This window comes from Marinobacter sp. V34 (assembly GCF_055524115.1).
In genome coordinates this window covers 62,213-83,833 of sequence record NZ_JBUPZY010000006.1, presented here as the reverse complement: position 1 = coordinate 83,833, position 21,621 = coordinate 62,213, and the positions used below count along the sequence as shown (strand labels likewise).

Here is a 21,621-nt window from a genome sequence, read left to right as displayed (position 1 = left end):
GATTTCCGTGATCGACCAGTCTATATCAATCCACTCGGGTCAGTGTCACATCGATGTTGCCACGGGTGGCGTTGGAGTAGGGGCACACCTGGTGGGCTGCATCAATCAGCTGCTTAGCCTGTTGGTCGTCCATGCCCGGCAGAGAGATTTTCAGTTCCACCTCAATCCCGAAGCCTCCGGGAATCTGGCCAATGCCGACCACACCCTCAATGGACGCGTCCTCTGGCATGGGAAGCTTGTCCCGGCCAGCGACGAACTTCATGGCGCCGATGAAGCATGCAGAATAACCGGCCGCGAACAACTGCTCCGGGTTGGAGCCTTTGCCACCGGCACCACCCATTTCTTTCGGTGTTGTCAGTTCAACGTCGAGGACACCGTCCGAGGAGATGGCCCGGCCGTCACGGCCACCGGTGGCTTCTGCTGACGCGCGATAAACAACCTGTTCAATAGACATGTTTTCGACTCTCCTTTATGCGCATTAAAACGCATCGTGTGTTGATGATTTTATTTCAGGATTAATAGTTGCACAAAATTAAATTTTGCACAATGCAAATAAGACGTTGTGCCCTTATCCGAATGTTTTCCGGTTGCTACTATTGGCAGCGGCGGGTTTGCTCCCTAAAGTAGAGGGTGTTCCCAACGAGTTGTGAGTGTGATGCCTGTCATTCAAAAACCTGTCAAAGGCGTAACAATGCCGGCTGCAGACCAGCCATTGGAGCTGCATTCTCCCGAGCAGGCGGGGGCCATGCTGGCGGAATTTATCCACCGGCATCCTGGCCTGATGATATTGACGGGAGCCGGCGTCAGCACCGATTCCGGCATTCCTGACTATCGGGATGGCGATGGAGCCTGGAAACGCAAACAGCCGGTCCAGCATCAGGACTTTATGACAAGCTCGGTGGTGCGCCAGCGATACTGGGGGCGAAGCCTGATTGGTTGGCCGATCATCCGCAATGCCAGGCCCAACACGGCGCATCATCATGTAGCAGAGTTGGAATCTCGCCGTTATAGCCGCTTGCTCGTCACCCAGAACGTGGATCGCCTGCATCAGCAGGCGGGTAGCCGTTCGGTAACGGATTTGCACGGCAGGGCCGACGAGGTTGTTTGCATGGATTGCGGATATCGCTGCAAGCGGGACGAGGTCCACGAGCGTTGCGCGGATATGAACCCAACGTTTGAGCACTATTCCGCCGGCGCTGCTCCGGATGGTGATGCCGATCTGGAGGTGGATTTCTCTGAGTTCCGCATTGCGGACTGCCCGGGTTGTGACGGCATTCTTAAACCGGATGTGGTGTTTTTCGGGGACTACGTGCCCAAGGGCCGGGTGACGTCCTCACTGGACACGCTCAAGGCGTGTGATGGCTTGTTGGTGATTGGCTCTTCGTTGATGGTCTATTCCGGATTTCGGTTTTGTCGCTACGCCAGAGAATGGGGTAAACCCATGGCGACATTGAATCTGGGGCGTACCCGTGCTGATTCGCTGGTGGACCTGAAGCTTAACGCCGGCATCAGTGACACCCTGGCCTGCGCCTTGGGCCAGCTCTGACGCTTCGGCATCTACCTATACGCATCTGAAGCTGGTTTCATTAGCTTGCTTAGATGAACGTTCATACATATTCCTACCAGCTTCAACCAGAAAAAGTCCGCGCGGAATTTTTCCGGCTTCTTCCCATCTCGTTATTTGTGGTGGCCTTTGGTGCTGCCTTTGGATTGGCGGCCATCCAGAAAGGACTGGAACCGCTGCAGGCGATTCTCATGAGCACCACGGTATTTGCGGGCGCCTCCCAGTTTGCCGCTGTCGATATGTGGGGTAGCGAGGTGTCGCTGATTCCTTTGATGGCCGTCGTATTCGCCATTAATTCCCGCCATCTGCTGATGGGGGCTTCCCTGTACCCCATGCTCAGGGATGTGTCTCCGGGTCGACGCTATGGCTTACTGTTGCTCCTGACGGACGCCAACTGGGCGGTGTCCGCGCAGGAATACCAGAGTGGTAAGCGAAACCTGGAAGTTATCCTCGGCGGTGGTCTTGTTCTGTGGGTAGCGTGGATAATCGGAACCTGGCTCGGCGTCTATTTCGGTGGGTTGCTGCAGAACCCCAAAGCACTGGGCCTGGATATGGTTCTCGGCTGTTTCCTGCTGGCGATGGCGCTCGGAGGCAATAAATCACCGCGAACACTGGTGGCCTGGACGGTTGCAGCGATCTCGTCATTGGCGGCCTGGAAATGGCTGCCGCCCAATACCCATGTGGTTGTCGGGGCGTTGGCCGGTGGTGCCATTGGTTTTTTCTGGATGGAAAAGAAGCCCGAAGCATCGGAATCTGTTGAAGAGGGGCGTTCATCATGACGGTTGAAACCACGGTCGCCGGCACTCTGGCGCTGATAGCCATCATGACGCTTGTCACCCTGGCAACTCGCTTCGGCGGTGTGTTCCTGATGTCTTTCGTAACAATTAATCCCCGCATCGAAAGTTTCATCAACACCATGGCCAGTTCGGTGCTGATCGCGATCATCGTTCCCATGGCGGTCGGTGGTGATGCCGGGTCATTGGCTGCGCTGGTTGTCACCGCCATCATCATGCTGGCCACGAAAAAGCCTTTGCCCGCTATCGCAGCCGGTATTGCGAGTGCGGGGTTGGTCCGCTACGCGGGTATTTAGGTGCTGTAATTCTTAGTTCTGGAGTAGGCGCAGGCGGGCAGGCCTTCCCAAAAAACGCTGTAAATACGTCCGTGTACGCTTGGGCTCCGCCATCCATGGCTCCGCACATTTTTGGGAAGGCCTGCCCGCCTGCGCTCTTCAGCTAAGGGGTCACTTCCGGCATCGGATTGGTATTTCGCAGTGCCAGCTCACCAATACCCGGAAGCTTTATACCGAGCCCCAGCGGATTGATGCCCATGGACAGTCCAAGAATGTTTAATTCGAATCCTTCGCGAACACCGGCCAGAACACCAAAATAGCCACCAAGCGATAGCTGGTAACCACTCCCGCCAGGCACCTCAGACAGGACGCCGTTACCCAGGTAGTCCTTACCAATGGCATGATTCGGCAGGGCCACGTCCATTTCCGGAATCTGGCGGATCACCCAGGCGACGAAGGTGTTGCTGTTGGGGCCGGGCCAGGCGGTGTATTCCGTTGGGTATGGATAGCGGTTAATCACCTCACCAAGCTGATCAATAATCCGCGCCGCCTGCTCACCGCGGATATCCGCAATCAACGTCGGCGGTGCGCCGTACCAGGCGCGATCCGGGTCGTCTGGCCGGGACTGGACAACGTAGTGACGCCAACCGGTGACTTCATGAACATAGTAACCGTCGGCCCCCGCCTCTTTGGTGCTGATCCAGGTATGCAATGAAAAATAACCCCGCCAGTTATAGGCACGGGCACCGTAGACCTGAACCACCGCCGCCTGCTCCTGCTCCGGGGGTGGGGCAATACCCGCACTGGAGCGGTCCGTCGTTCGCCAGCTCCCGGAGTCCTGGAGGCCGGCGCAGGCGGCCAGCAACAGCGGGCCGGCAAGCAAGAGTGACAGTGTCAGGGTGAGACCAATAAAGCAGCGCTTGAAGATCTTCATCTGAATCCAGAAACGTTGAATGACCCATATTTTACGATGGCACGATGCAAGGAGTTCAGAGTTCATTCGCGCCGCAAAGTTCCCGTCCACCTCGCATCTGGCCATTTGATGGCCACGGTTTACTGGTATACGCTGAAAATACAGGCATTCAAAGCACTTGCCTGACACTCACTGCTTTTGGGACAGGAGGTTTTATGTCCGACCATCATGTTTACAAGAAGGTGGAAGTGGTTGGCTCTTCGAAGAAGAGTATCGAGGATGCCATTGAGAACGCGATTACCGAATGCAGCAAGAATCTTCGTAGCATCGAATGGTTCGAGGTGCAGGAGACGCGCGGCCATGTGGTCGACGGAAAAGTTGGACACTATCAGGTCGTGCTCAAGATTGGCTTCAAGATTGAAGGAAGTTGATATTCGGTAGATTGCATAAGTTTCAGTGGATGCCTATTCCGAATTCGACGCTACCCAACTGGACGAGGAGGGCGCGGAACTGTGCTGAAACAACCCCCGGTTGTAAAAGAGACTGACCTGCCGCTATTGGTGGATCTATATGAGCTGGCCATGGCCCAGGCATATTGGTCCGAAGGCATGACCGGAAACGCGGTTTTCAGTCTTTTCTTTCGCGAGCTTCCTGAAAACCGTAATTTCGTTCTTGCCTGTGGCCAGCAGCACGCGGCCTATATTATTGAATCTCTTGCCTTCACCGATGAACACATAAAGCGCCTGGAATCCCTGGGCCAGTTCCAGCCCCGCTTTCTGGACTGGCTACGGGAATTCCGCTTCAGCGGTTCTGTGCACGCGATTGCGGAAGGAACGCCAGTATTCCCTCAGGAACCATTGCTGGAAGTGGAAGGGCCTGTTGCCGAGGTTCAGTTGCTGGAAAGCCTGGTGATGAACTATGTGCATCTGGAATCGGTACTGGCGTCCAAGGCGGTCCGCCTGATATTCGCGGCGCAAGGCCGGCCTGTCGTCGACTTCGGAATGCGCCGTACCCATGGTATGGATGCAGCACACCGGGGTGTGCGCGCTTACCGATTCGCGGGCCTGGCCGGAACCAGCAATGTCCTGGCGGGCCTGGATTTCAACATGCCGGTATACGGCACTATGGCACACAGCTTTGTTCAGGCTTGTACAGATGAGATGGAGGCGTTCAGGGCCTATGCCCGGCTTTACCCAGGTACAACACTGCTGGTTGATACCTACGACACCCGCTCGGCGGTGGCGCGGATCATCGATTGGCTGCAAGAAGAACCGGATGTGCGCATTGGCGGCATCCGCCTGGATTCCGGTGACCTTGCCAATGAGGCCGCTGAATGCCGGCGGATGCTGGATGAGGCTGGCCTTGGCGATGTAAAAGTCATGGCGAGCGGTGGTCTGGATGAATACAAGATCGCGACACTCGTCTCCGGCAACGCCCCCATCGATGGCTTCGGTGTTGGCACTGCCATCGCGGCCTCGAACGATGAGTCGGCATTGGAACTCGCGTTCAAACTTACGGAGTACGCTGACTTGCCAAGAATGAAAAACTCCCCTGGCAAGCAGTCGTTCCCGGGCCGAAAGCAAGTCTATCGTCGCCTCGACTTTAACGGCCGCCTCGTACAGGACGTCGTTGCCGGCCGGGATGAAGTGTTTGATGGCGAGCCGCTGTTGAAGCCGGTCATGAGGCGAGGTCAAATCATCGAAGGTGCCATTCCGACACTGGATAGTCAGGTGGAGAGCGCGAAGCGGGCGATAAATACCCTGCCGAGCCGGTTTCGCTCGCTGGAGCCCGCGCATGAGCATCCGGTTGTCATCAGTGACTTTCTCAGAGCGTTGCAGCGGGACACGTTGGCAAAGGTCAGGGGCTGACCGATTGTAAGCCGGAAGTGCGAGATACCGTGTGGCCCTGGATTACCGAAGCATGCGCCGCCTGATGGCGCCAACCAACTGGTTCAGAAGTTCGCGGGACTGGCCCTCGTAAAGTGTATGGAACTTTTCTTTCTGCACCTCTCGTTCATGGCTGGTGTTCGACGACAGAGAGTCCTTGCGTAGATCCATGAAATGGCAGGCGGCCAGGTGTGCCCTTATGTGGTTATCAATCAGTTGCGTAATGAGCCCATCGATGTCGTCGTGGCAGAACGGGCGTACACGATTGAGGGTGCTGCGCGCGTCCAGCGCCGCCTTGCGGGCTTCCAGACGCAGCTCGCCGGCGGGTTCATCGGACTCCACGGAACGCAGGAACATGCCCAGCTTGTCGTGCAGTAGCCAGACCAGGGGCCAGATAGCCTCGTAAGCGGCCTTTTCAGCCGAGAATTGTTCGCCGGCGATGGCGCTGCCGGTTTCCGTGGAACCGGAGCCGTTGAACTGGGACACGCGTATTTCATCCATGTCTTGCCAGAGGCTGTCAACGCGTTGTTTCACGGTGTTGCTCTGTTCCGCCGCGGCCCGTCTGGCGGCGGCGGCCGAAAACAGGGCGATGATGGACACAATGAGTGCGGCAATCGCAATGAAAAACGTCAGTTGTGTTGTCGCGAAAAAGTCGAAAAGGTAGTCCATATCCATGGCTGCCCGCTCCGGTAAGTGTCTGCACGACCCCTGGCTAGCTACTGGTTCTGCTCGGCTTGTCTGAATGGCAGCGCGCGCAGGGCATCTTCAGTATAGGCCATGACATGCTCCGCTTCTTCGCTGGTAAACCTTGCGATGGCGTCACGAAAACCGGGATGCATAACGCCATGCCAGGAATGGGTGATCACCGGCTCAAACCCCCGAACCAGTTTGTGTTCCCCTTGCGCGCCAGCATCGAAGCGTGCCAGCCCCAGCCGTATGGCCAGTTCGATGCCTTGATAGTAGCAGGTTTCAAAATGCAGGTGGTCGAATTCCTCCAGGCAACCCCAGTAACGCCCGTAGAGCGTATCCTCACCCATCAGGAACAGGGCGCCGGCGATCATCTCACCCTCTTTTATCGCCATGACAAGGTGGAGTTGCTCTGGTTGTCCGTCCTTCAGCAGGCGAAGAAAGGTCTTGTTCAGGTATGGCCGCTGGCCCCGTTTCAGGTAGGTGGCCTGGTAAAACACGTGGAAGGCCGCGAGCACGTTATCCGGGATATCGTCTCCCGAATAATGTCGGAATGAAATGCCCTGATCGGCAACCTGTCTTCTTTCCTTGCGGATTGACTTGCGCTTGCGCGACGTCAGCCGGGCGAGAAAATCCTCGAAGGTGTTGTAGCCGTGGTTGTGCCAGTGGAACTGGCAGCCGATCCGGTGAAGCTGGTCGCTCTTGTCCAGCAGTGCCTGGTCCCGGCGATCCGGGAAAAGCAGGTGCCAGGAGTGGGCCTCCAGGCGGTTGGTGGTGGCATCCAGCGCCTCGTGGATTCGTTCGGGCGTCATCCACTGGCGAAGGGTTTCAGAAAACAACAGCCGTGGCCCCTGGCAGGGCGTGAATGGGATGGCAATCAGTAGCTTGGGATAGTAGTCCATGCCATAGCGTTGATAGGCATCGGCCCAGGCCCAGTCAAAGACGTATTCCCCCATGGAGTGGGTTTTCAGGTAGGCCGGAGCCACACCGGCAAGCTGGTTGTCCAGGTAGAACGCCAGATGGGCCGGCTGCCAGCCTGTGGCGGTGGTTGTACAGCCAGACTCTTCCAGTGCGCGCAGGAACTGGTGTTGAAGAAAGGGGTTATAACGGTCGACAAACCCGTTCCAGTCTTCCGGATGAATGTCATCAATGGACTGGACGGGCTGGATTGTCAGTTCTGCGGTACCGGGTTCTGGCATGGTCAGGGCTTCTCCGTGGTTTACCCTGTACCATACGTCAGAACCCGGTGTGTGATCACTGCTCGGAAGTGCGGTTTTCCATGGCCTCACAGCGCTTTTCCATTTTCGCTCGCCGTTTTTCCATCTTGGCGCTTCGTTTTTCCTGCCTTTCCTCGTGGATCTCGTCCCAGATCTCGCGTTGTTCGTCGGTCAGTTTCAGGCGATTTGCCATGTCGTTGCGGTGCTCTTCCCGTTTTGCCTGGCGTTTTTCGTCGTTGAACCAGCCTTTGCCTTCGCGCATGTTCTCGCACATTTCGGCTCTATCGTGTTTGCCTCGGTGGTGTTCGCCGTGGTCCGAGGCCATTGCCATAGGGCTGGTCAAAAGGGCTGCAGCAATCAAAGCACTGGCAACGCGTCCGGAAGTGATGTGTTTCATTGAGTGTTCTCCTGTGTTGTAAATGAGTCTGCACCAGCAGGCTCGGTTTGAACTCACAGGGACTATGCTAGCTGAGGATGGTGTCAGGCGGCGTCAGCGAACTGTAAAGGTTATGCAAAGGAAAATGATGCAAATCAGTGGGCTTGCGCTGGCGTGTTAGACTGCATTCAGTCACAACGGAGGATTTCCATGCAGAACCGGGTGCTGTTGGTTGAAGACGACGAGGAGCTGCGGGAACTGCTGTCCCGCTATCTGTCCAATCAGGGTTTTACGGTAAGAGAAGCCGCAAATGGCCACGACGGGTTATCTCTGGCGTTGGGCCAGCACTGCGACCTGGTGGTGCTGGATATCATGTTGCCGGATATCAGCGGCCTGGAGGTGCTGCGCCAGTTAAGGGCAAAAACCCATCTTCCCGTCGTATTGCTGACGGCCCGTGGCGATGAGACGGATCGCATCGTGGGTTTTGAAGTTGGCGCGGATGATTACATACCCAAACCCTGCAATCCCCGGGAGCTGATCGCTCGGCTACAGGCATTGCTCCGCCGTGTTGCCTGGGATCAGGAAGTGGGAATGGAGGAGTCAAGGGCATACGGTGACCTGCGGGTCGAGCCGGTTCATCGTCGAATCTACCAGAGCGACGTGGCGCTGGACCTGACCGCTACCGAATACGAAGTGTTGCAGGTACTGCTGGCCCATGCGGGCAGTGTGGTACGCAAGACAGATCTGATGCAGTGGGCCCTGGGCCGTCGTCTGGAAGCCTACGATCGCACCCTGGATATGCACATCAGCAACCTCCGGAAAAAGCTGGGGAACGACGACCCGCCCCGAATTGAAACCGTACGCGGGCTGGGCTACAGCTACCGGGTGCCGGTATGATCCGGCGGCTCAGGTTTCCCCTGTTCTGGCGGATATTCCTGTCGATCTGGCTGGCCATGGCGATCACGGTGTTGATGAGCAATGTGGCTACCCGCGCCTTGATGGAACGGGAACGAGAAGCCATCGAACGGCAGGTCGGCCTGCGGGAGCTGGCGTTGGAAGCTCTGGTGGTCCGGGAAAATGAGGGTCGTGGCGCGGCCTGGCGCTTTCTGAAAGAACAGGGGCGCAGCCTGGACCTTCACCTGTTACTGATAGACGCAGATCACAACGACGGTGACCTGCCTTCATCCATCCGGGAGCGTATGAAGTCGGGTGGTTGGTACCGGCAGAAACCGGCGGTTATTGAGGTTGGTGAGGACCATCGTCTGGTGGCTTGGCCCCGACTGGATGGCGAAGGCTGGCTTGATCCCCGGTTGTTCCGTCTACTGGAACTGGGGCTGGCATTCGTCATCATCACTCTTGCTTGCTGGTGGATTGCGCGCCTGGTGTCCCGTCCCCTGAAGCACATGGAATCCACTGCCCGTGCAATCGCTGGTGGTGACAACGCCCTTCGGGTCAGTGATCGCATCGCAAGTAGACGGGATGAGGTGGGTGCTTTGGCGACGGCCTTCAACGCCATGACCCAGCAACTGTGCAGTTTGCTCGATCGCCAGACGCACCTGTTGCGTGATATATCCCACGATCTGCGAACCCCTCTGACGCGGCAACGGATTGCCATTGAGCTGGCCAGTGATGGTAGCGTGGATGCGGACCTTTTGGCGTCTATCCTGCGGCAGAATGAACGTCTGGAAGCGATGACCTCTCAAATCCTGACGCTGTACAGGGTCTCGGAGCAGGGGGGCGATATCGAGCGGGAAGCCGTGCAGCCAGTCGTGGTGATCAACGACATTCTCAAGGATGCGGCGGACTACGCCGAGCACCGTGGAGTGGATTGCCAGCTTCTGGTCGATGAGGGCTGCCGCAACACGTCGTTGCTGGGTGATCGCGGGCTCATTCAGCGGGCATTGGACAATGTCCTCCAGAACGCCCTGGATCATACGCCGCCGGGAAAGAATGTGCATGTCGCGTTGCGCTGTGATCAGCGACACTTGTTGGTGGAGATGCGAGATGAAGGTCCGGGTGTGCCTGAAGACGTGCTGCCTCATCTGTTTGAGCCCTTCTACAGGGCCGACAAGTCCCGTGGGGGTAAGGGGTGGGGGCTTGGCCTGGCTATTGCGAGAGACATCGTTGCCATCCATGACGGTCGGATAGAGGCGTTCAATGCCGAACCGGGTGGTTTGGTGGTGGTGTTGAGCTTTCCGCTCTTTACTACTGGTTGAAGAGCGAAAAGGGCTTGGTGTCGGCCCCAGGATGGACGTGTATCAGGAACAGGTATTATGCCCAAGGATTACCCTATACCCGCTGGCTTTCTGGAGCGGGAGACGGAGATCAAAAAGAGTCGGTTTATTGCCCGGGTTGCGCCGGTCTCGTCCCGGGATGACGTCAAGGCCTGGCTCGAACAGGCCCGGAACGACCACCCGGACGCCCGCCATATCTGCTGGGCCTATCAGATAGGTCGGCCCGGCGCGGCCGCCGAAGCCGCCATGAACGACGATGGCGAACCATCAGGAACCGCAGGAAAGCCCATTCTCAGTGTCATTCAGCACAAGGATCTGGGAGACGTGCTGGTGATGGTGATACGGTATTTCGGTGGTATCAAACTCGGGGCCGGCGGCCTCGTCAGGGCTTATGCAGGAGCGACTGAAGCTGTTCTTTCGGGGGTTGAAAGGGTGATCCAGCGACCCATGTCACGAGTAACGGTGACTATGACTTTCGCTGATGAACAGCCACTCAGGCATTGGTGTGACCAAAACGGTGCCGAGATTGACAACGTTGGCTACAGCGCCGGTGTAACGGCTGACGTGAGCTTGGTGGAAGAGCGGAACCTGGAATTCACGGCGTTTTGCGATGCACGGGGCATGGGTTACCGTTTTGACAGTTAAGGAACCATTTGCGAAACGCTTCGTGTCGACTGTGCGTATACTTTAATAAATGAAGTATGGAAAGAGGCAACCAAGATTATGAAAGCTATCGTTGTGTCCCTGTTTTTGATGGCCCTGACGGGCTGTGCCAGCAATGTGGTCACCGATTACGATTCCAACGCGGTTTTCGGTAACTACAGTTCCTGGGCATTTGCACCGAAGGGCGAGGATCAGTCTTTCACCTCGCTTGATGGTGGTCGGATAGAGAGCGCGGTTGAGCGAGAACTGAACCGAAAGGCCATGCGTAAAGTGGAAGAAAGCGAGGCAGACCTGCTTGTCACCTGGCAGGTGGTTGAGGAGGAGCGTCTCGAACGTAGTGGTGTTGGACTCGGCTTCGGCTTTGGCAGTGGTAACTTTGGTTGGGGGCTATCGTCGGCTCCGCCAGTGCGTGAAGTTCAGGAAGGCAAGCTGGTGGTGGAGCTGGTAGACACAGAGACCGACCGGGTTGTCTGGCGCGCAGCGAGCCGGCGTTATCTGAATGAGAACCAGACAACCGAGTCTCGGCGGGAGCTGATCGACGAGATAGTCACGGACATGTTCGAAAAATACCCTCCCGGGACGTGAGTGTCTCAACAGGGCTCTAAAACTACATGAGGGCGTTATGAAGAATCGTTCTGGGGGACTGGTGTTCTCCACGGAACAGGGACGTATGTGCCCAGACTGTCGCCACCCCGTTGATGAATGCGTCTGCGGGGCACCGGTTCGTCCCGCCGGCGATGGCGTTGTGCGCGTCAGCCGGGAAACCAAGGGGCGCAAAGGAAAGGGTGTTACCTTGATTACCGGTATTCCGATGGATGACAAGGAATTGAAAGCGTTCGCGAAGGTGCTGAAAGCCCGGTGCGGAACCGGCGGCACGGTGAAAGAGGGCACTGTGGAGATCCAGGGTGACCAGCGAGACCTGCTGGTGCCCCTTTTGAAGGAAAAAGGTTGGACGGTGAAACGGTCCGGAGGCTGAGTTTTGTATACTATCATGTATACTGTAAGGCGTTCTGAACTTGTTCAACCGGAGAAAATGAATGCACGTACTGGTACTGGGTGCAGGTGTTGTTGGTGTTACAAGCGCATGGTTCCTAAGGCAGCAGGGATATGACGTCACGGTTGTAGACCGGCAAAATCAGGCAGGCACCGAAACCAGTTATGCCAACGGCGGCCAGATATCGGTATCCCACGCCGAGCCCTGGGCTAACCCTTCTGCCCCCTTGAAGATCCTCAAATGGCTAGCCCGGTCCGATGCACCACTGCTTTTTCGTCCCCGCCTGGACCCGGCGCAGTGGCGCTGGGCGATGGCGTTCCTAAAGCAGTGCACGGCTTCCCGGGCGGCTTACAACATTCGGCAGATCGTGAATCTGGGGATCTACAGCCGCGCTCATTTACAAGCGTTGCGCCAGGACATCGGCATTGAATACGACCATCTCGCGAAAGGCATCCTGCATTTCTACACCAATCCTGGGGAATTCGAATCGGCCCTGAGGCCGGCCCGCATCATGCGAGAACTGGGGTGTGATCGTCAGGTGATTGACGCCAACAGGGCCGTCGAACTGGAACCCGCCCTGGCTCCGGTTAAAGACCGGATTGCCGGCGCCACGTACACCTCGGAAGATGAATCCGGTGATGCCCGTCAATTCACCCAGTCCCTGGCGAAAAAGGCTGAGGAAGCCGGTGTGGAGTTCCTCTACAACAGCGAGATCCTGGGGTTCGAGAACACCCAGGATCGTGTTCTCGGAGTCAATGTTATACGTGAAGGCCGCCACCAGACCCTTCGTGCCGACAACTACGTGCTGTGCCTGGGTAGCTTTAGCGCTATTCTTGCTCGAAAACTGGGCCTGACTCTGAACATTTACCCAGCGAAAGGCTACTCCATCACCGTGCCGGTGAAGAACGAGGCCGCTGCCTTCAACGTCAGTCTTACCGACGATGAGTACAAGCTGGTGTACTCAAGACTGGGCGACCGCATACGGGTGGCGGGCACCGCGGAACTGAGCGGCTACAACCGGGAGCTGAACCTGACCCGTTGCCGAACGATCGTCCGGCGCACCGCAGAGTTGATGCCCGATGCGGGGCACTGGGAAAGGGCCGAATTCTGGGCCGGACTGCGCCCGGCGACCCCCTCCAATGTGCCCTACATCGGAAAGAGCCACTTCGGCAACCTCTACCTGAACACCGGCCACGGCACGTTGGGGTGGACGCATTCCTGCGGTTCTGCCGCAGCACTGGCGGACATTGTGGCTGGCCGCACTCCGGATGTTGATTTTGCGTTTGCCGGGCTGTAGCGGCCCGGTCCCTTCCACGAAGCTCCATGCCCTTCGAAATTTCAATATGAAACATAAAATTTCATATTGAAATATCTAATTTGTAGAGCGGCCGTTTTATGGTTTCTCGTCCTATCCGCATAAATACTTATATTTCATGGCATTAAGGTTGAGAATCCGCCATATCTGAAAGTTGGCACCGCGTTTGCGATTGTGTAGTGAAAGCGTCCTGGTGCCCGGGACGGTAACACTCATTCTGACAACAGTGTGCTGGCTGACTATGACAAAACCACTGGAAGGCGTACGGATTATTGATCTGACGCACATGCTCTCGGGGCCTTACGCCGGGATGATTCTCGCTGACCTTGGCGCAGACTCGATCAAGGTGGAACCGCTGAAAGGCGAAGGTACCCGCAGCCTGTTGGCAAAGGATCCGAATAATTCCTACAACGGCCAGGGAGCTTATTTCATCACCCTGAATCGCAATAAGAAAAGTATTTGTATTGATCTCAAATCTGACGAGGGCCTGGAAACCTTTTATGACCTGGTGAAAGAGTCCGATATCGTGATCGACAACTTCTCCGCTGGTGTTCCGACAAAGCTGAAGATCGATCACGACCACCTCAAAAAAGTAAATCCTCAAATCATCACGTGCTCCGTCACCGGTTTCGGTCAGGACGGTCCGAATTATTTGCGCCCGGCTTTTGATCAGGTGGTACAGGGTATTGGTGGTGGTATGTCCATCACCGGGCATGATGAAAGCCACCCGGCAAGGGCCGGTATTCCCATTGGTGACCTTGGTGGCGGGATGTTCGCGGTCATGGGCATTCTTGCGGCCCTGCATTCGCGAGCGACCCACGGCTATGGCCAGCACGTTGACATTTCCATGCTGGATTGCCAGATCAGCATGCTCAATTACATGGCCACCATGTATTTCCTCAGTGGCGACAACCCGTCGCCCATCGGCAATGCCCATTTTGTCCACGTGCCCTACGATGCCTTCCGCACCAGCAACGGGTTCGTCATTATCGCCGTTATCTTCGACAGTTTCTGGGACAACCTTGTAGAGCTGCTTGATATCGACGACCTGAAAGATCCGAAGTACCGAACCCAGCCTGGCCGGTTTGCGGACAAACACAAGATCAACGGCATCCTGACCGAACTGCTGGAGACCAACACCACTGAACACTGGGTTGAGCTGCTTTCCAGCGCGCGCATTCCCTGCGCTCCGGTCAATAAGTTCTCGGATGCGTTGTCCGATCCTCAGGTGCTCTTTCGCAATATGGTGGTGGACATTCCCCAGCCTGATGGCGGTTCCGTTAAAGCACCAGGGAACCCCATCAAGATGAGTGTTGATGCCACGGAATCATTCACGCCACCACCGCTACTCGGGCAACACACAGAAGAGGTGTTGCGGGCGATGGGCTATAGCAGTGATCGCATCAACGAACTGCGCAACAAGAAGGTAGTGGGGTAAATCATGGCTGAGACGTTTCGAGTGAACGAAGTCGGGCCAAGAGACGGGCTCCAGAGTCAGGGTAAAACCCTGACGGCGAGCGACCGACTGGCCATGATTTCAAGTCTGGTTGATGCCGGCATTCGCCACCTGGAGGCAGGCAGCTTTGTGTCGCCGAAAGCGGTTCCCCAGATGGCAGGCACGGCAGAGATCTTTGCCGACCTGCCGTCTAGGCAGTCGGTTCGCTACGCAGGACTGATTCCTAACATGAAAGGTTATGAGTTGGCGACGGAGGCCGGGGCGGAGGTGCTCAACGTAGTTCTGTCGGTCACCGAAACCATGAATCAGAAGAACATCCGCATGTCGCTGGATCAGACCGCCGAGGTCTGTGAATCCATTGTCCGGCGCGGATGCGGCGAGGGCATTGAGGTCCAGGCATATCTGGCGGTGGCCGTCGAGTGTCCATTTGAAGGCCGGGTACACCCGTCCGTTGTGAAGCGGTTTGCAAAGCAGATGCAGGAGGCGGGCGCTGCGAAAATCATCATCGCGGACACCATCGGAGCGGCCAACCCTGCCCAAGTGCGGCAGGTTCTCCACGGTGTGGCGGAAGTTGCTCCCATCGAAAAGCTCTCCTGTCATTTCCATGACACCCGTGGGTTCGCCCTGGCCAATATTCTTGCTGCAATTGATTTCGGTGTCAGGGAGTTTGACTCCTCAATTGGTGGCTTGGGCGGTTGTCCCTTTTCGCCTGGCGCCACCGGCAACGTGGCGACGGAAGATGTGGTGCTGCTGCTTGAGAGCATGGGGTATGAAACTGGAATACAGCCCCTGGACCTGGTGCCGGTTGTGAGGGACATCGAAGTCATGACCGGGGTTCCGCTTGGTGGTAAGTCATATCGCTGGCTGGCCCAACAGTGGGACAAACACAACGGAGCGCTGAACCATGGTGGGTAAGGTCCTGGGTTTTGCGGCACAGGTTGCACCCTGGGCTGTCGTCAGTGGTCTGGCTTACGCGGCAGCATTCATCAAGCCGTCGGTGGAGCCGCTTCCTTTGCCGCAACCACTGAGCGAGCCGAGGGATCTGTTCTATGACGTGGCGGGTTCCGATCAGCAGGGGTACTGGTTTGCAGGGAACAACGGGATCGTTCTGGAACGCAGTGCCGGCGGGGATGACTGGGTTCGCCATAGTATGGATCTCAGCGTCAATCTTCAAGGCATTGCTACTTCGCCCAGTGGGCTGGTGATTGCAGTGGGTAACCAGGGCTGGTTATTCCGCAACAACGGAACGAGCTGGGATAGCCAGCAGTTACCCGTCTCGGACATCGCTGGCAAGCTGATCGAGATCGCCTGGCTCGACGGGTACTTCTGGGCCATTGGTGAAATGGGTGCCGTTTTTCGTGGCAGTGCTGACGGTCAGCAGTGGACTGATGTGAGCATTGATGGGGATGTCGGCCTGAATGACATTGTCCAGTCGGCGGACGGTACACTCTGGATCACCGCAGAGTTTGGAACCCTCTATCGTTCTGTGGATGGCGGATTGACCTGGGACGGTGAGGAGCTGGGCTATGAAAGCCTCAGGTCCATCGCGTTCGACGGTCACCGGGGCGTGATTGTGGGTAATGGCGGTGTGGCTTATACCAGCGACGATCAGGGCGAGAGCTGGCAGCGCCGTGACGCCGCGACTGAAGAGCACCTCTATGACGTAGTTCATGACGGAAGTGGCTGGCTGGCAACGGGCAATGGCGGTGTGCTGGTGGCCTCTGAAAATGGCCGGGATTGGAGTCCGTTGCGTCCTGCGGGGTTCGACAGCGGATTTCATACTCGTCTACTGCCGGCGGAACAGGCTGTGCTGGTTGCCGGCGCCACTATTGGCCGTCTGAAAAACCGGGATTGGACTCATTGGCCTGAGGGGGGCGAATAATCATGTCAGTGAGTCGCTTCGCAGGGTCTCTGTCCGAATTTTGTATCCGTCATCGCGGCCCGGTGGCGGGCGTCATTTTGGGGGCCACCCTCTTGATGGCGCTGACGCTGCTTAAGATGGATGTGCGCACCGTATTTAGCGATATGGTCCCAAGTGACCATCCCTATGTGGACGTTCACGAAGGGTATAAAGATACCTTTGGTGGCACCAACAAGGTCAGCATTCTGATTAAGGCCAAAGAAGGCACCATTTTCACCAAGCCGATTCTGGATGAAGTTCAGAGAGTAACCCGGGAACTGGCCAAGGTCAGCGGTGTGAATCCCTTCCAGGTGGTGTCTCTGGCGTCCCGCAAGCTGAAATCCGTCAGCGCGTCTTCCATGGGAATCGAGAGCGTGCCACTGATGTGGCCGGATGTTCCCGAAACTCAGGGCGATATTCAGGCTCTCAGGGATTCGGTGCTCAACAACCCTCTGGTATACGGGATCTATGTCGAACAGGATCTGGGTTCGACGCTATTGCAGATGGATTTCTATGACCATCTGGTGGACTACAGCAAGATCTTTCCGCAGATACAGGCCATCCTCGATGCTTCTCCGGTCAAGGATCAGGTCAGTCATCACGTGGTTGGCGAGCCCATTCTTTACGGCTGGGTAGATTTCTATCTGGAAGAAACCGTGGCCATCGCGCTGCTGTCTCTGGCGGCCATGCTGTTCGCACTGTTTCTGCTTAACCGCACCTGGCGGGGCACGCTGTTGCCGCTGCTAAGTGGTGTCGTGTCTACCATCTGGGCGCTGGGTATCGGCGTATTGCTGGGGTTCAACTTTGATCCACTGGTCATCGTGGTTGCCTTTATCATTACCGCGAGATGCTTCAGTCACGCAGTTCAGTTGATCACCCGCTTTGACGACCTCTGCGATGGCGAAGGCGTGGAGCCGCGGCGCGCCGCCGAGCAGACCATGAAGGAATTGTTTCGTCCGGGCTTGCTAGGTCTGGTCTCTGATGCCGGTGCCATTCTCTGTGTGGTTTTGACCCCCATTCCACTACTTCAGAAAGTCTCTATTATCGGCGCCATCTGGGTGATAACCATCGGGTTTTCCGCCGTCATTCTGACCCCGGTGATGCTCAGTTGGGTAAAGGCTCCCTTGCGCAACGCCCACCCGGTGAACTTGCGCTTTCTGCTGACGGCGGTGCTGAGTCTTGCCGTAAAAGTGGTTGAGACACGCGGGCGCTATTACGTGCTGCCCGTCACGTTGGTAGGCGTGGGGTTGCTGGTGTTCAAGGCGACCGACCTGACGATTGGTGACGCTACCACCGGTTCGCCGATTCTGTGGGAGGACTCGTCTTTTAACCGCGACAGTGCTCTGATCAATGCCAACTATCCGGGCACTGAGCAGATGTTTATCGTTCTTGAGGGCGCAGAGGAAGATGCTCTGAAGCGCCCGGACGTACTGGACTGGATGCAACGCTTTCAGCGCCGGATGGAACGCATGCCCCAGGTCGGCGGCAGTATCTCACTGGCGGATATTGTGGTGGACGTGCGGCGTAACCTTTATGAGGGCAACCCGCGATACCGAGAACTGGGTGCCAGCCGCCTGGAAAACGGCGAGCTGATCAGTTTCTACATGCAGGGCGCCGCACCGGATGACCTGGCGCAGTTTGCAGACACCCTGTTCCAGAACGGATCGGTCATTCTCTTTTTCCGCGATCGCCAGGGTGAAACCCTGCGTCAAGCTACCTATCAGATCAAACGGTTCATCGCCGAGAACCCGCTCGATGGCGTGACTGTGCGTCTGGCCGGTGGATCGTTGGGCGTCATTGCAGCGGTGAATGAAATCCTCTTGTCCGACCAGATCGAGGCCATCGCTCTGGCGTTACTGGTGGTCATCCTCTCTTGTCTGGCGGTGTACCGGTCATCCGCCAGTGGCATCTTCTTCATTGTCCCGGTGCTGATTTCCAACGTTGTCACTTTCGCCTTTATGGCATGGCAGGGGATTGGCATGAGCATCAGTACCTTGCCGGTGGTTGCCCTGGGTATCGGGCTGGGCGTCGATTATGCCTTTTACATTGTCGACTCCATCAAGGAATACCTTGAGAAATACCCCGAGGCAGAGCATATGGAGGCGATCCGTCAGGCGCTCTTCTCCGCTGGCCGAGGCGTTCTGCTTACGTCGGTCACGCTGGCCGCTGGTGTTCTGCTCTGGTCTTTTTCGTCCCTTCGCTTCCAGGCGGAAATGGGAACTCTCATTGGGCTGTGGCTACTCGTATCAGCGTTCACTTCGCTGTTCGTCATGCCCTCCCTTGTCCGGGTGCTGAAGCCGAAGTTCATCTTCGATGAAGCGCCTCAACAGGCCGATTCCGCCCCAGGCTCGGACCGGCTAGCGCAATCCACTCACTGAGAATGGGTAAATCCTATGAGTACTAAAACAAACAAAAAACAGGTGGAGAGCTGTCTCTGGAAGCGCGGGCTTTTAGCGGCCAGCGTGGTTGCTGCCACCATGAGTGCGCCACAGATGGTGATGGCGGAGGAAGACTGGTTAACCAAAGACTGGGAGGTTACCGGTTACCTGCGGGAATATCTGTCCTGGAACCTGGAAAACCCAACTCTGATCGGCCCGGGCCCGGCCGTTTTTGACGGCGAGCAGCGTGACGATTATCGCTATGACCTGTCGATGGCCAGAACGGTAGCCAAGCTCAATCTTTTCCGGGACTTTGATGGTGTGCGTTTCAAGTTCACCGGCAGGGTTTCTCGGGAGTCGCCAACCGACTACCTGAAGGACCTTCAGGCCGTTGCCGATGAGTGGGCGCAGACTGGCGGAGCGCCCAGATCATCAGTCGATTTACGCGACGACGTTTACGATGATGAGGAAATTCGCGAACTCTGGATTCAGGGAGATTTGACTGACACCACCAACCTCAAGGTGGGAAGACAGCAGGTGGTCTGGGGCGAAACAGACTTCTTCCAGTTGCTGGACGTGGTTCATGGCTATGACTTCCGCTGGCGCTCATTCCTGGAGCCGGAAAACGAAGAGCTGCGCAAGCCGCTGAACCTGGTCAATCTGGTCCAGCGGGTGGACAGCCTCGAAGGTAGTCTCCAACTGCTCTTTATCCCGGGCCAACTGAACGATGGCGAAAACCGCGGCAACAATTATGACGTGGAAGGCGGTCGCTGGGCGAACAATCCCAACAAAGGCATTACCTTTGAATCCGCGCCGTTAGGTGCAAACGTCCCATACAACTACGACCATTCCGACGCGGATATGGACGACGATTCCTACGGTCTGCGCTGGAACGGTTTGGCCGGGGACTGGGGTTATTCGCTGGGCTGGTTCCATGGCCCCAATCCCAACCCGGTGGTGAATCCCAACCCCGCTGCCAACGGCGCCCGTCCGGATTTGCAGACCAACCCCTACGACTACGAAGGTGATCCAGCTGAGGCTGGGGAGTTCATCTATCCCTACATCGATATCTTTGGCGTAACCGCCAACAGCTACTTTGCGGGCCCTGATCTGGTGTTCAGCACCGAGATCGCCTATATCCCGGAAGCGCCCTACAACGTGGGGACAGAAGGCGGTCTGGCCGGGCTCGGCGCGGGCGAGGCCTGTGGCTTCTTCCCCGGTTTCTGTGGCATCGAAGAGAAGAACCTGCTGCGAACCATGTTCCGCATCGACAAGCAGCTGGATCTTCAGGAATACCTGGGCACCAGTCGTCCTTCCTTTTTCACCGTCCAGCTGTTCAATAACTGGATTACCGATTTCGAAGAAGACGAGCAACTGGTCAACCTGGCCGGATTCGGCGGCGAAACTAAGGAATTCAGTAGCATCATCACGGCGGTTCTGGCGACTAACTATGCCAACGACCAGATCAATCCGTCGCTGGCAGTGGGTTCCGACCTGACGTACGGCGGTGGTTTTGTGATTCCGGCCGTTGAATTGGCCTACGGTGATCACGTTCGTGTTCGCGTTGAAGCGGATATTTTCTTCCACGAGACCGATCAGGAGCGCCCGTTGCAAGGCTTCAACGACACGAATCTGTTCGGCTACTTTTCGGGCAACGACCAACTCACCGCCCGCCTGACTTACCAGTTCTGAGGAGACCATCATGAAAACAATGACATCCATTAGAAGTCTCACGCTGGCCTTTGGCCTAATGGTAGGTGCCGGGAGTCTGGCTGCGGCGGAATTGTCTCCGGGCGATACCATCAACGCGGGCAACCTGGATGCGCGGCTGAGCGATACCTTCGAGGGTGACCGCATTGATTCGCTGTTGACCGGCCTGCAGAAGCGCCTGATCCGTGAAGAGGGCTTGCAGATTACCCTGAAAGCGTCGGAAGACATTCAACTGGGCGAAGACTATCTGGCGGCCACCGAGACGTATTCGGATCAGGCCACGTTCAATCCGGATACCCGGATGATGGAGGGTTGGAAAGCCGGTATGCCATTCCCCAACGTCACGGCGGATACCCCCAACGCGGCTGAAAAGCTGATCTGGAATCACCACGTATCCCAGCCCACCAAGAACTATCAGGACTATCCGGAATTCGCTTACCTGTTCATCGACGACGACCGTGGCCTGGAGCGGACTCAGGAATGGGTGCTGCGCCGTTACTACATGAAAGGGCGCCTGGGTGAAGAAAAGACCGTAGAGGGTGATGGCGATGTCCTGTGGAAGCAGTTGCTGTACGCCACTTACCCGAACGACATCCGCGGCCTGGGCCTGTTCACTGTGCGTTACGACAGCCCGAAGCTTGATGACAGCTGGGCGTATCTCAAGTCTGTTCGCCGTACCCGTCGTCTGTCTGGTGGCACCTGGATGGACCCGATCGGTGGCACGGACCAGCTAAACGATGATATCGAGATCTTCAACGCGCATCCCACGTGGTATCCGGAGTACAAACTGCTGGGCAAGCGGAAGATCCTGGTTGTAGCCAATAGTCAGGCGACGTCCTGGAACCAGGATGCCAGCGGAAACGCAGAGTACCCGATTGTGGATCTGGACAATGCGCCTTACTGGAATCCGAACGATCAGTGGGAACCTCGCGAAGTCTGGGTGATCGAGGCGGTGGCACCACCCGAACACCCCTACAGCAAGAAGGTCATGTACATGGATACCCAGTTCCCACGCTTCTACATGGCAGACGTGTACGACCGTAAAGGGGAATTCTGGAAGTGGATGAACTACAACCTTAGGACGATTGAGACGGAAGACGGTGATCGGGGCATTGTTTCCAATGCAGGCTTCACGATCGATTACCAGCGTCGTCACGCTACCATTTTCGTGCTCGCACCCAATGCGAAACTGAATACTCAGGGCGTTGATGGGGATGCCATCAGTCTCCGTGAACTTGAGCAGGCAGCAGTGCGCTGAT

22 protein-coding genes are annotated in these 21,621 nt (G+C 56.8%); 17 read left to right on the top strand and 5 right to left on the bottom strand.

Annotated elements, in window-relative coordinates:
• Positions 1 to 25: 25 nt before the first annotated feature.
• Positions 26 to 454, bottom strand: a complete 429-nt coding sequence (locus AC0B60_RS11485) for an organic hydroperoxide resistance protein (protein ID WP_075197036.1) — start codon at positions 452 to 454, stop codon at positions 26 to 28.
• A gap of 237 nt (positions 455 to 691) precedes the next feature.
• On the opposite strand from AC0B60_RS11485, the gene AC0B60_RS11480 reads away from it, so the two are divergent.
• From AC0B60_RS11480 to AC0B60_RS11470, 3 genes are read left to right on the top strand one after another with little or no spacing between them, the layout of a single operon-like run.
• A complete protein-coding gene (locus AC0B60_RS11480; protein WP_465085944.1) occupies positions 692 to 1,546 on the top strand; it encodes an NAD-dependent protein deacetylase in 855 nt (284 codons plus the stop codon).
• Between the two features lie 53 nt (positions 1,547 to 1,599).
• The gene (locus tag AC0B60_RS11475) at positions 1,600 to 2,343 is read left to right on the top strand and encodes an AzlC family ABC transporter permease (protein ID WP_465085943.1); all 744 of its coding nucleotides are present in this window, start codon (positions 1,600 to 1,602) and stop codon (positions 2,341 to 2,343) included.
• Complete coding sequence (locus tag AC0B60_RS11470; RefSeq protein ID WP_465085942.1) at positions 2,340 to 2,654, top strand: AzlD family protein; 315 nt, start codon at positions 2,340 to 2,342, stop codon at positions 2,652 to 2,654. The genes AC0B60_RS11475 and AC0B60_RS11470 overlap by 4 nt, the downstream gene beginning before the upstream one ends.
• A gap of 142 nt (positions 2,655 to 2,796) precedes the next feature.
• Here the strand turns inward: AC0B60_RS11470 and AC0B60_RS11465 are convergent, their stop codons facing one another.
• Positions 2,797 to 3,567 carry a DUF3750 domain-containing protein gene (locus AC0B60_RS11465; protein WP_465085941.1) on the bottom strand — a complete coding sequence of 257 codons (771 nt, stop codon included), beginning with the start codon at positions 3,565 to 3,567 and terminating at the stop codon, positions 2,797 to 2,799.
• 194 nt (positions 3,568 to 3,761) lie between these two features.
• On the opposite strand from AC0B60_RS11465, the gene AC0B60_RS11460 reads away from it, so the two are divergent.
• Positions 3,762 to 3,977: a dodecin gene (locus tag AC0B60_RS11460; protein ID WP_465085940.1), complete on the top strand. Its 216-nt coding sequence runs from the start codon at positions 3,762 to 3,764 to the stop codon at positions 3,975 to 3,977.
• Between the two features lie 81 nt (positions 3,978 to 4,058).
• Positions 4,059 to 5,414, top strand: coding sequence for a nicotinate phosphoribosyltransferase (locus AC0B60_RS11455; RefSeq protein ID WP_465085939.1), 1,356 nt, complete (start codon positions 4,059 to 4,061; stop codon positions 5,412 to 5,414).
• Between the two features lie 42 nt (positions 5,415 to 5,456).
• Here AC0B60_RS11455 and AC0B60_RS11450 read toward each other — a convergent pair whose 3' ends face one another.
• From AC0B60_RS11450 to AC0B60_RS11440, 3 genes are read right to left on the bottom strand one after another with little or no spacing between them, the layout of a single operon-like run.
• Positions 5,457 to 6,107 (bottom strand): hypothetical protein, encoded by a 651-nt coding sequence (locus AC0B60_RS11450; RefSeq protein ID WP_465085938.1) that lies wholly within the window; start codon positions 6,105 to 6,107, stop codon positions 5,457 to 5,459.
• 41 nt (positions 6,108 to 6,148) lie between these two features.
• Complete coding sequence (locus AC0B60_RS11445; protein ID WP_465085937.1) at positions 6,149 to 7,318, bottom strand: GNAT family N-acetyltransferase; 1,170 nt, start codon at positions 7,316 to 7,318, stop codon at positions 6,149 to 6,151.
• Between the two features lie 55 nt (positions 7,319 to 7,373).
• On the bottom strand, positions 7,374 to 7,733 hold the full coding sequence (locus tag AC0B60_RS11440) for a hypothetical protein (protein WP_465085936.1): 360 nt from the start codon (positions 7,731 to 7,733) through the stop codon (positions 7,374 to 7,376).
• Positions 7,734 to 7,922: 189 nt separating this feature from the next.
• On the opposite strand from AC0B60_RS11440, the gene AC0B60_RS11435 reads away from it, so the two are divergent.
• The 12 genes from AC0B60_RS11435 (at position 7,923) to AC0B60_RS11380 (ending at position 21,620) form a co-directional block, all read left to right on the top strand.
• Positions 7,923 to 8,609, top strand: a complete 687-nt coding sequence (locus AC0B60_RS11435) for a response regulator transcription factor (RefSeq protein WP_465085935.1) — start codon at positions 7,923 to 7,925, stop codon at positions 8,607 to 8,609.
• Entirely contained in the window at positions 8,606 to 9,928 is a 1,323-nt protein-coding gene (locus AC0B60_RS11430) for a HAMP domain-containing sensor histidine kinase (protein ID WP_465085934.1), read from the top strand. The genes AC0B60_RS11435 and AC0B60_RS11430 overlap by 4 nt, the downstream gene beginning before the upstream one ends.
• A 57-nt stretch (positions 9,929 to 9,985) precedes the next feature.
• Positions 9,986 to 10,591 carry a YigZ family protein gene (locus AC0B60_RS11425; RefSeq protein ID WP_465085933.1) on the top strand — a complete coding sequence of 202 codons (606 nt, stop codon included), beginning with the start codon at positions 9,986 to 9,988 and terminating at the stop codon, positions 10,589 to 10,591.
• 78 nt (positions 10,592 to 10,669) lie between these two features.
• Entirely contained in the window at positions 10,670 to 11,194 is a 525-nt protein-coding gene (locus AC0B60_RS11420) for a DUF4136 domain-containing protein (protein ID WP_465085932.1), read from the top strand.
• 37 nt (positions 11,195 to 11,231) lie between these two features.
• Positions 11,232 to 11,585: a translation initiation factor Sui1 gene (locus AC0B60_RS11415; RefSeq protein WP_465085931.1), complete on the top strand. Its 354-nt coding sequence runs from the start codon at positions 11,232 to 11,234 to the stop codon at positions 11,583 to 11,585.
• Positions 11,586 to 11,646: 61 nt separating this feature from the next.
• Positions 11,647 to 12,900 carry a D-amino acid dehydrogenase gene (locus AC0B60_RS11410; RefSeq protein ID WP_465085930.1) on the top strand — a complete coding sequence of 418 codons (1,254 nt, stop codon included), beginning with the start codon at positions 11,647 to 11,649 and terminating at the stop codon, positions 12,898 to 12,900.
• Positions 12,901 to 13,159: 259 nt separating this feature from the next.
• Complete coding sequence (locus tag AC0B60_RS11405) at positions 13,160 to 14,356, top strand: CaiB/BaiF CoA transferase family protein (protein WP_465085929.1); 1,197 nt, start codon at positions 13,160 to 13,162, stop codon at positions 14,354 to 14,356.
• Between the two features lie 3 nt (positions 14,357 to 14,359).
• Positions 14,360 to 15,289: a hydroxymethylglutaryl-CoA lyase gene (locus tag AC0B60_RS11400; protein ID WP_465085928.1), complete on the top strand. Its 930-nt coding sequence runs from the start codon at positions 14,360 to 14,362 to the stop codon at positions 15,287 to 15,289.
• Entirely contained in the window at positions 15,279 to 16,256 is a 978-nt protein-coding gene (locus AC0B60_RS11395) for a YCF48-related protein (protein ID WP_465085927.1), read from the top strand. Before AC0B60_RS11400 ends, AC0B60_RS11395 begins: the two co-directional genes overlap by 11 nt.
• A gap of 2 nt (positions 16,257 to 16,258) precedes the next feature.
• Entirely contained in the window at positions 16,259 to 18,652 is a 2,394-nt protein-coding gene (locus AC0B60_RS11390; protein ID WP_465085926.1) for an efflux RND transporter permease subunit, read from the top strand.
• A gap of 15 nt (positions 18,653 to 18,667) precedes the next feature.
• A complete protein-coding gene (locus tag AC0B60_RS11385; protein ID WP_465085925.1) occupies positions 18,668 to 20,344 on the top strand; it encodes a DUF1302 family protein in 1,677 nt (558 codons plus the stop codon).
• A gap of 10 nt (positions 20,345 to 20,354) precedes the next feature.
• On the top strand, positions 20,355 to 21,620 hold the full coding sequence (locus AC0B60_RS11380) for a DUF1329 domain-containing protein (RefSeq protein WP_465085924.1): 1,266 nt from the start codon (positions 20,355 to 20,357) through the stop codon (positions 21,618 to 21,620).
• Position 21,621: the final 1 nt, after the last annotated feature.

What these genes read in the sequence shown, in the direction of transcription:
- AC0B60_RS11485 (WP_075197036.1), bottom strand. Translation starts at nt 454, where the DNA reads ATGTCTATTGAACAGGTTGTTTATCGCGCGTCAGCAGAAGCCACCGGT.
- AC0B60_RS11480 (WP_465085944.1), top strand. Translation starts at nt 692, where the DNA reads ATGCCGGCTGCAGACCAGCCATTGGAGCTGCATTCTCCCGAGCAGGCG.
- AC0B60_RS11475 (WP_465085943.1), top strand. Translation starts at nt 1,600, where the DNA reads ATGAACGTTCATACATATTCCTACCAGCTTCAACCAGAAAAAGTCCGC.
- AC0B60_RS11470 (WP_465085942.1), top strand. Translation starts at nt 2,340, where the DNA reads ATGACGGTTGAAACCACGGTCGCCGGCACTCTGGCGCTGATAGCCATC.
- AC0B60_RS11465 (WP_465085941.1), bottom strand. Translation starts at nt 3,567, where the DNA reads ATGAAGATCTTCAAGCGCTGCTTTATTGGTCTCACCCTGACACTGTCA.
- AC0B60_RS11460 (WP_465085940.1), top strand. Translation starts at nt 3,762, where the DNA reads ATGTCCGACCATCATGTTTACAAGAAGGTGGAAGTGGTTGGCTCTTCG.
- AC0B60_RS11450 (WP_465085938.1), bottom strand. Translation starts at nt 6,107, where the DNA reads ATGGATATGGACTACCTTTTCGACTTTTTCGCGACAACACAACTGACG.
- AC0B60_RS11445 (WP_465085937.1), bottom strand. Translation starts at nt 7,318, where the DNA reads ATGCCAGAACCCGGTACCGCAGAACTGACAATCCAGCCCGTCCAGTCC.
- AC0B60_RS11440 (WP_465085936.1), bottom strand. Translation starts at nt 7,733, where the DNA reads ATGAAACACATCACTTCCGGACGCGTTGCCAGTGCTTTGATTGCTGCA.
- AC0B60_RS11435 (WP_465085935.1), top strand. Translation starts at nt 7,923, where the DNA reads ATGCAGAACCGGGTGCTGTTGGTTGAAGACGACGAGGAGCTGCGGGAA.
- AC0B60_RS11430 (WP_465085934.1), top strand. Translation starts at nt 8,606, where the DNA reads ATGATCCGGCGGCTCAGGTTTCCCCTGTTCTGGCGGATATTCCTGTCG.
- AC0B60_RS11425 (WP_465085933.1), top strand. Translation starts at nt 9,986, where the DNA reads ATGCCCAAGGATTACCCTATACCCGCTGGCTTTCTGGAGCGGGAGACG.
- AC0B60_RS11420 (WP_465085932.1), top strand. Translation starts at nt 10,670, where the DNA reads ATGAAAGCTATCGTTGTGTCCCTGTTTTTGATGGCCCTGACGGGCTGT.
- AC0B60_RS11415 (WP_465085931.1), top strand. Translation starts at nt 11,232, where the DNA reads ATGAAGAATCGTTCTGGGGGACTGGTGTTCTCCACGGAACAGGGACGT.
- AC0B60_RS11410 (WP_465085930.1), top strand. Translation starts at nt 11,647, where the DNA reads ATGCACGTACTGGTACTGGGTGCAGGTGTTGTTGGTGTTACAAGCGCA.
- AC0B60_RS11405 (WP_465085929.1), top strand. Translation starts at nt 13,160, where the DNA reads ATGACAAAACCACTGGAAGGCGTACGGATTATTGATCTGACGCACATG.
- AC0B60_RS11400 (WP_465085928.1), top strand. Translation starts at nt 14,360, where the DNA reads ATGGCTGAGACGTTTCGAGTGAACGAAGTCGGGCCAAGAGACGGGCTC.
- AC0B60_RS11395 (WP_465085927.1), top strand. Translation starts at nt 15,279, where the DNA reads ATGGTGGGTAAGGTCCTGGGTTTTGCGGCACAGGTTGCACCCTGGGCT.
- AC0B60_RS11390 (WP_465085926.1), top strand. Translation starts at nt 16,259, where the DNA reads ATGTCAGTGAGTCGCTTCGCAGGGTCTCTGTCCGAATTTTGTATCCGT.
- AC0B60_RS11385 (WP_465085925.1), top strand. Translation starts at nt 18,668, where the DNA reads ATGAGTACTAAAACAAACAAAAAACAGGTGGAGAGCTGTCTCTGGAAG.
- AC0B60_RS11380 (WP_465085924.1), top strand. Translation starts at nt 20,355, where the DNA reads ATGAAAACAATGACATCCATTAGAAGTCTCACGCTGGCCTTTGGCCTA.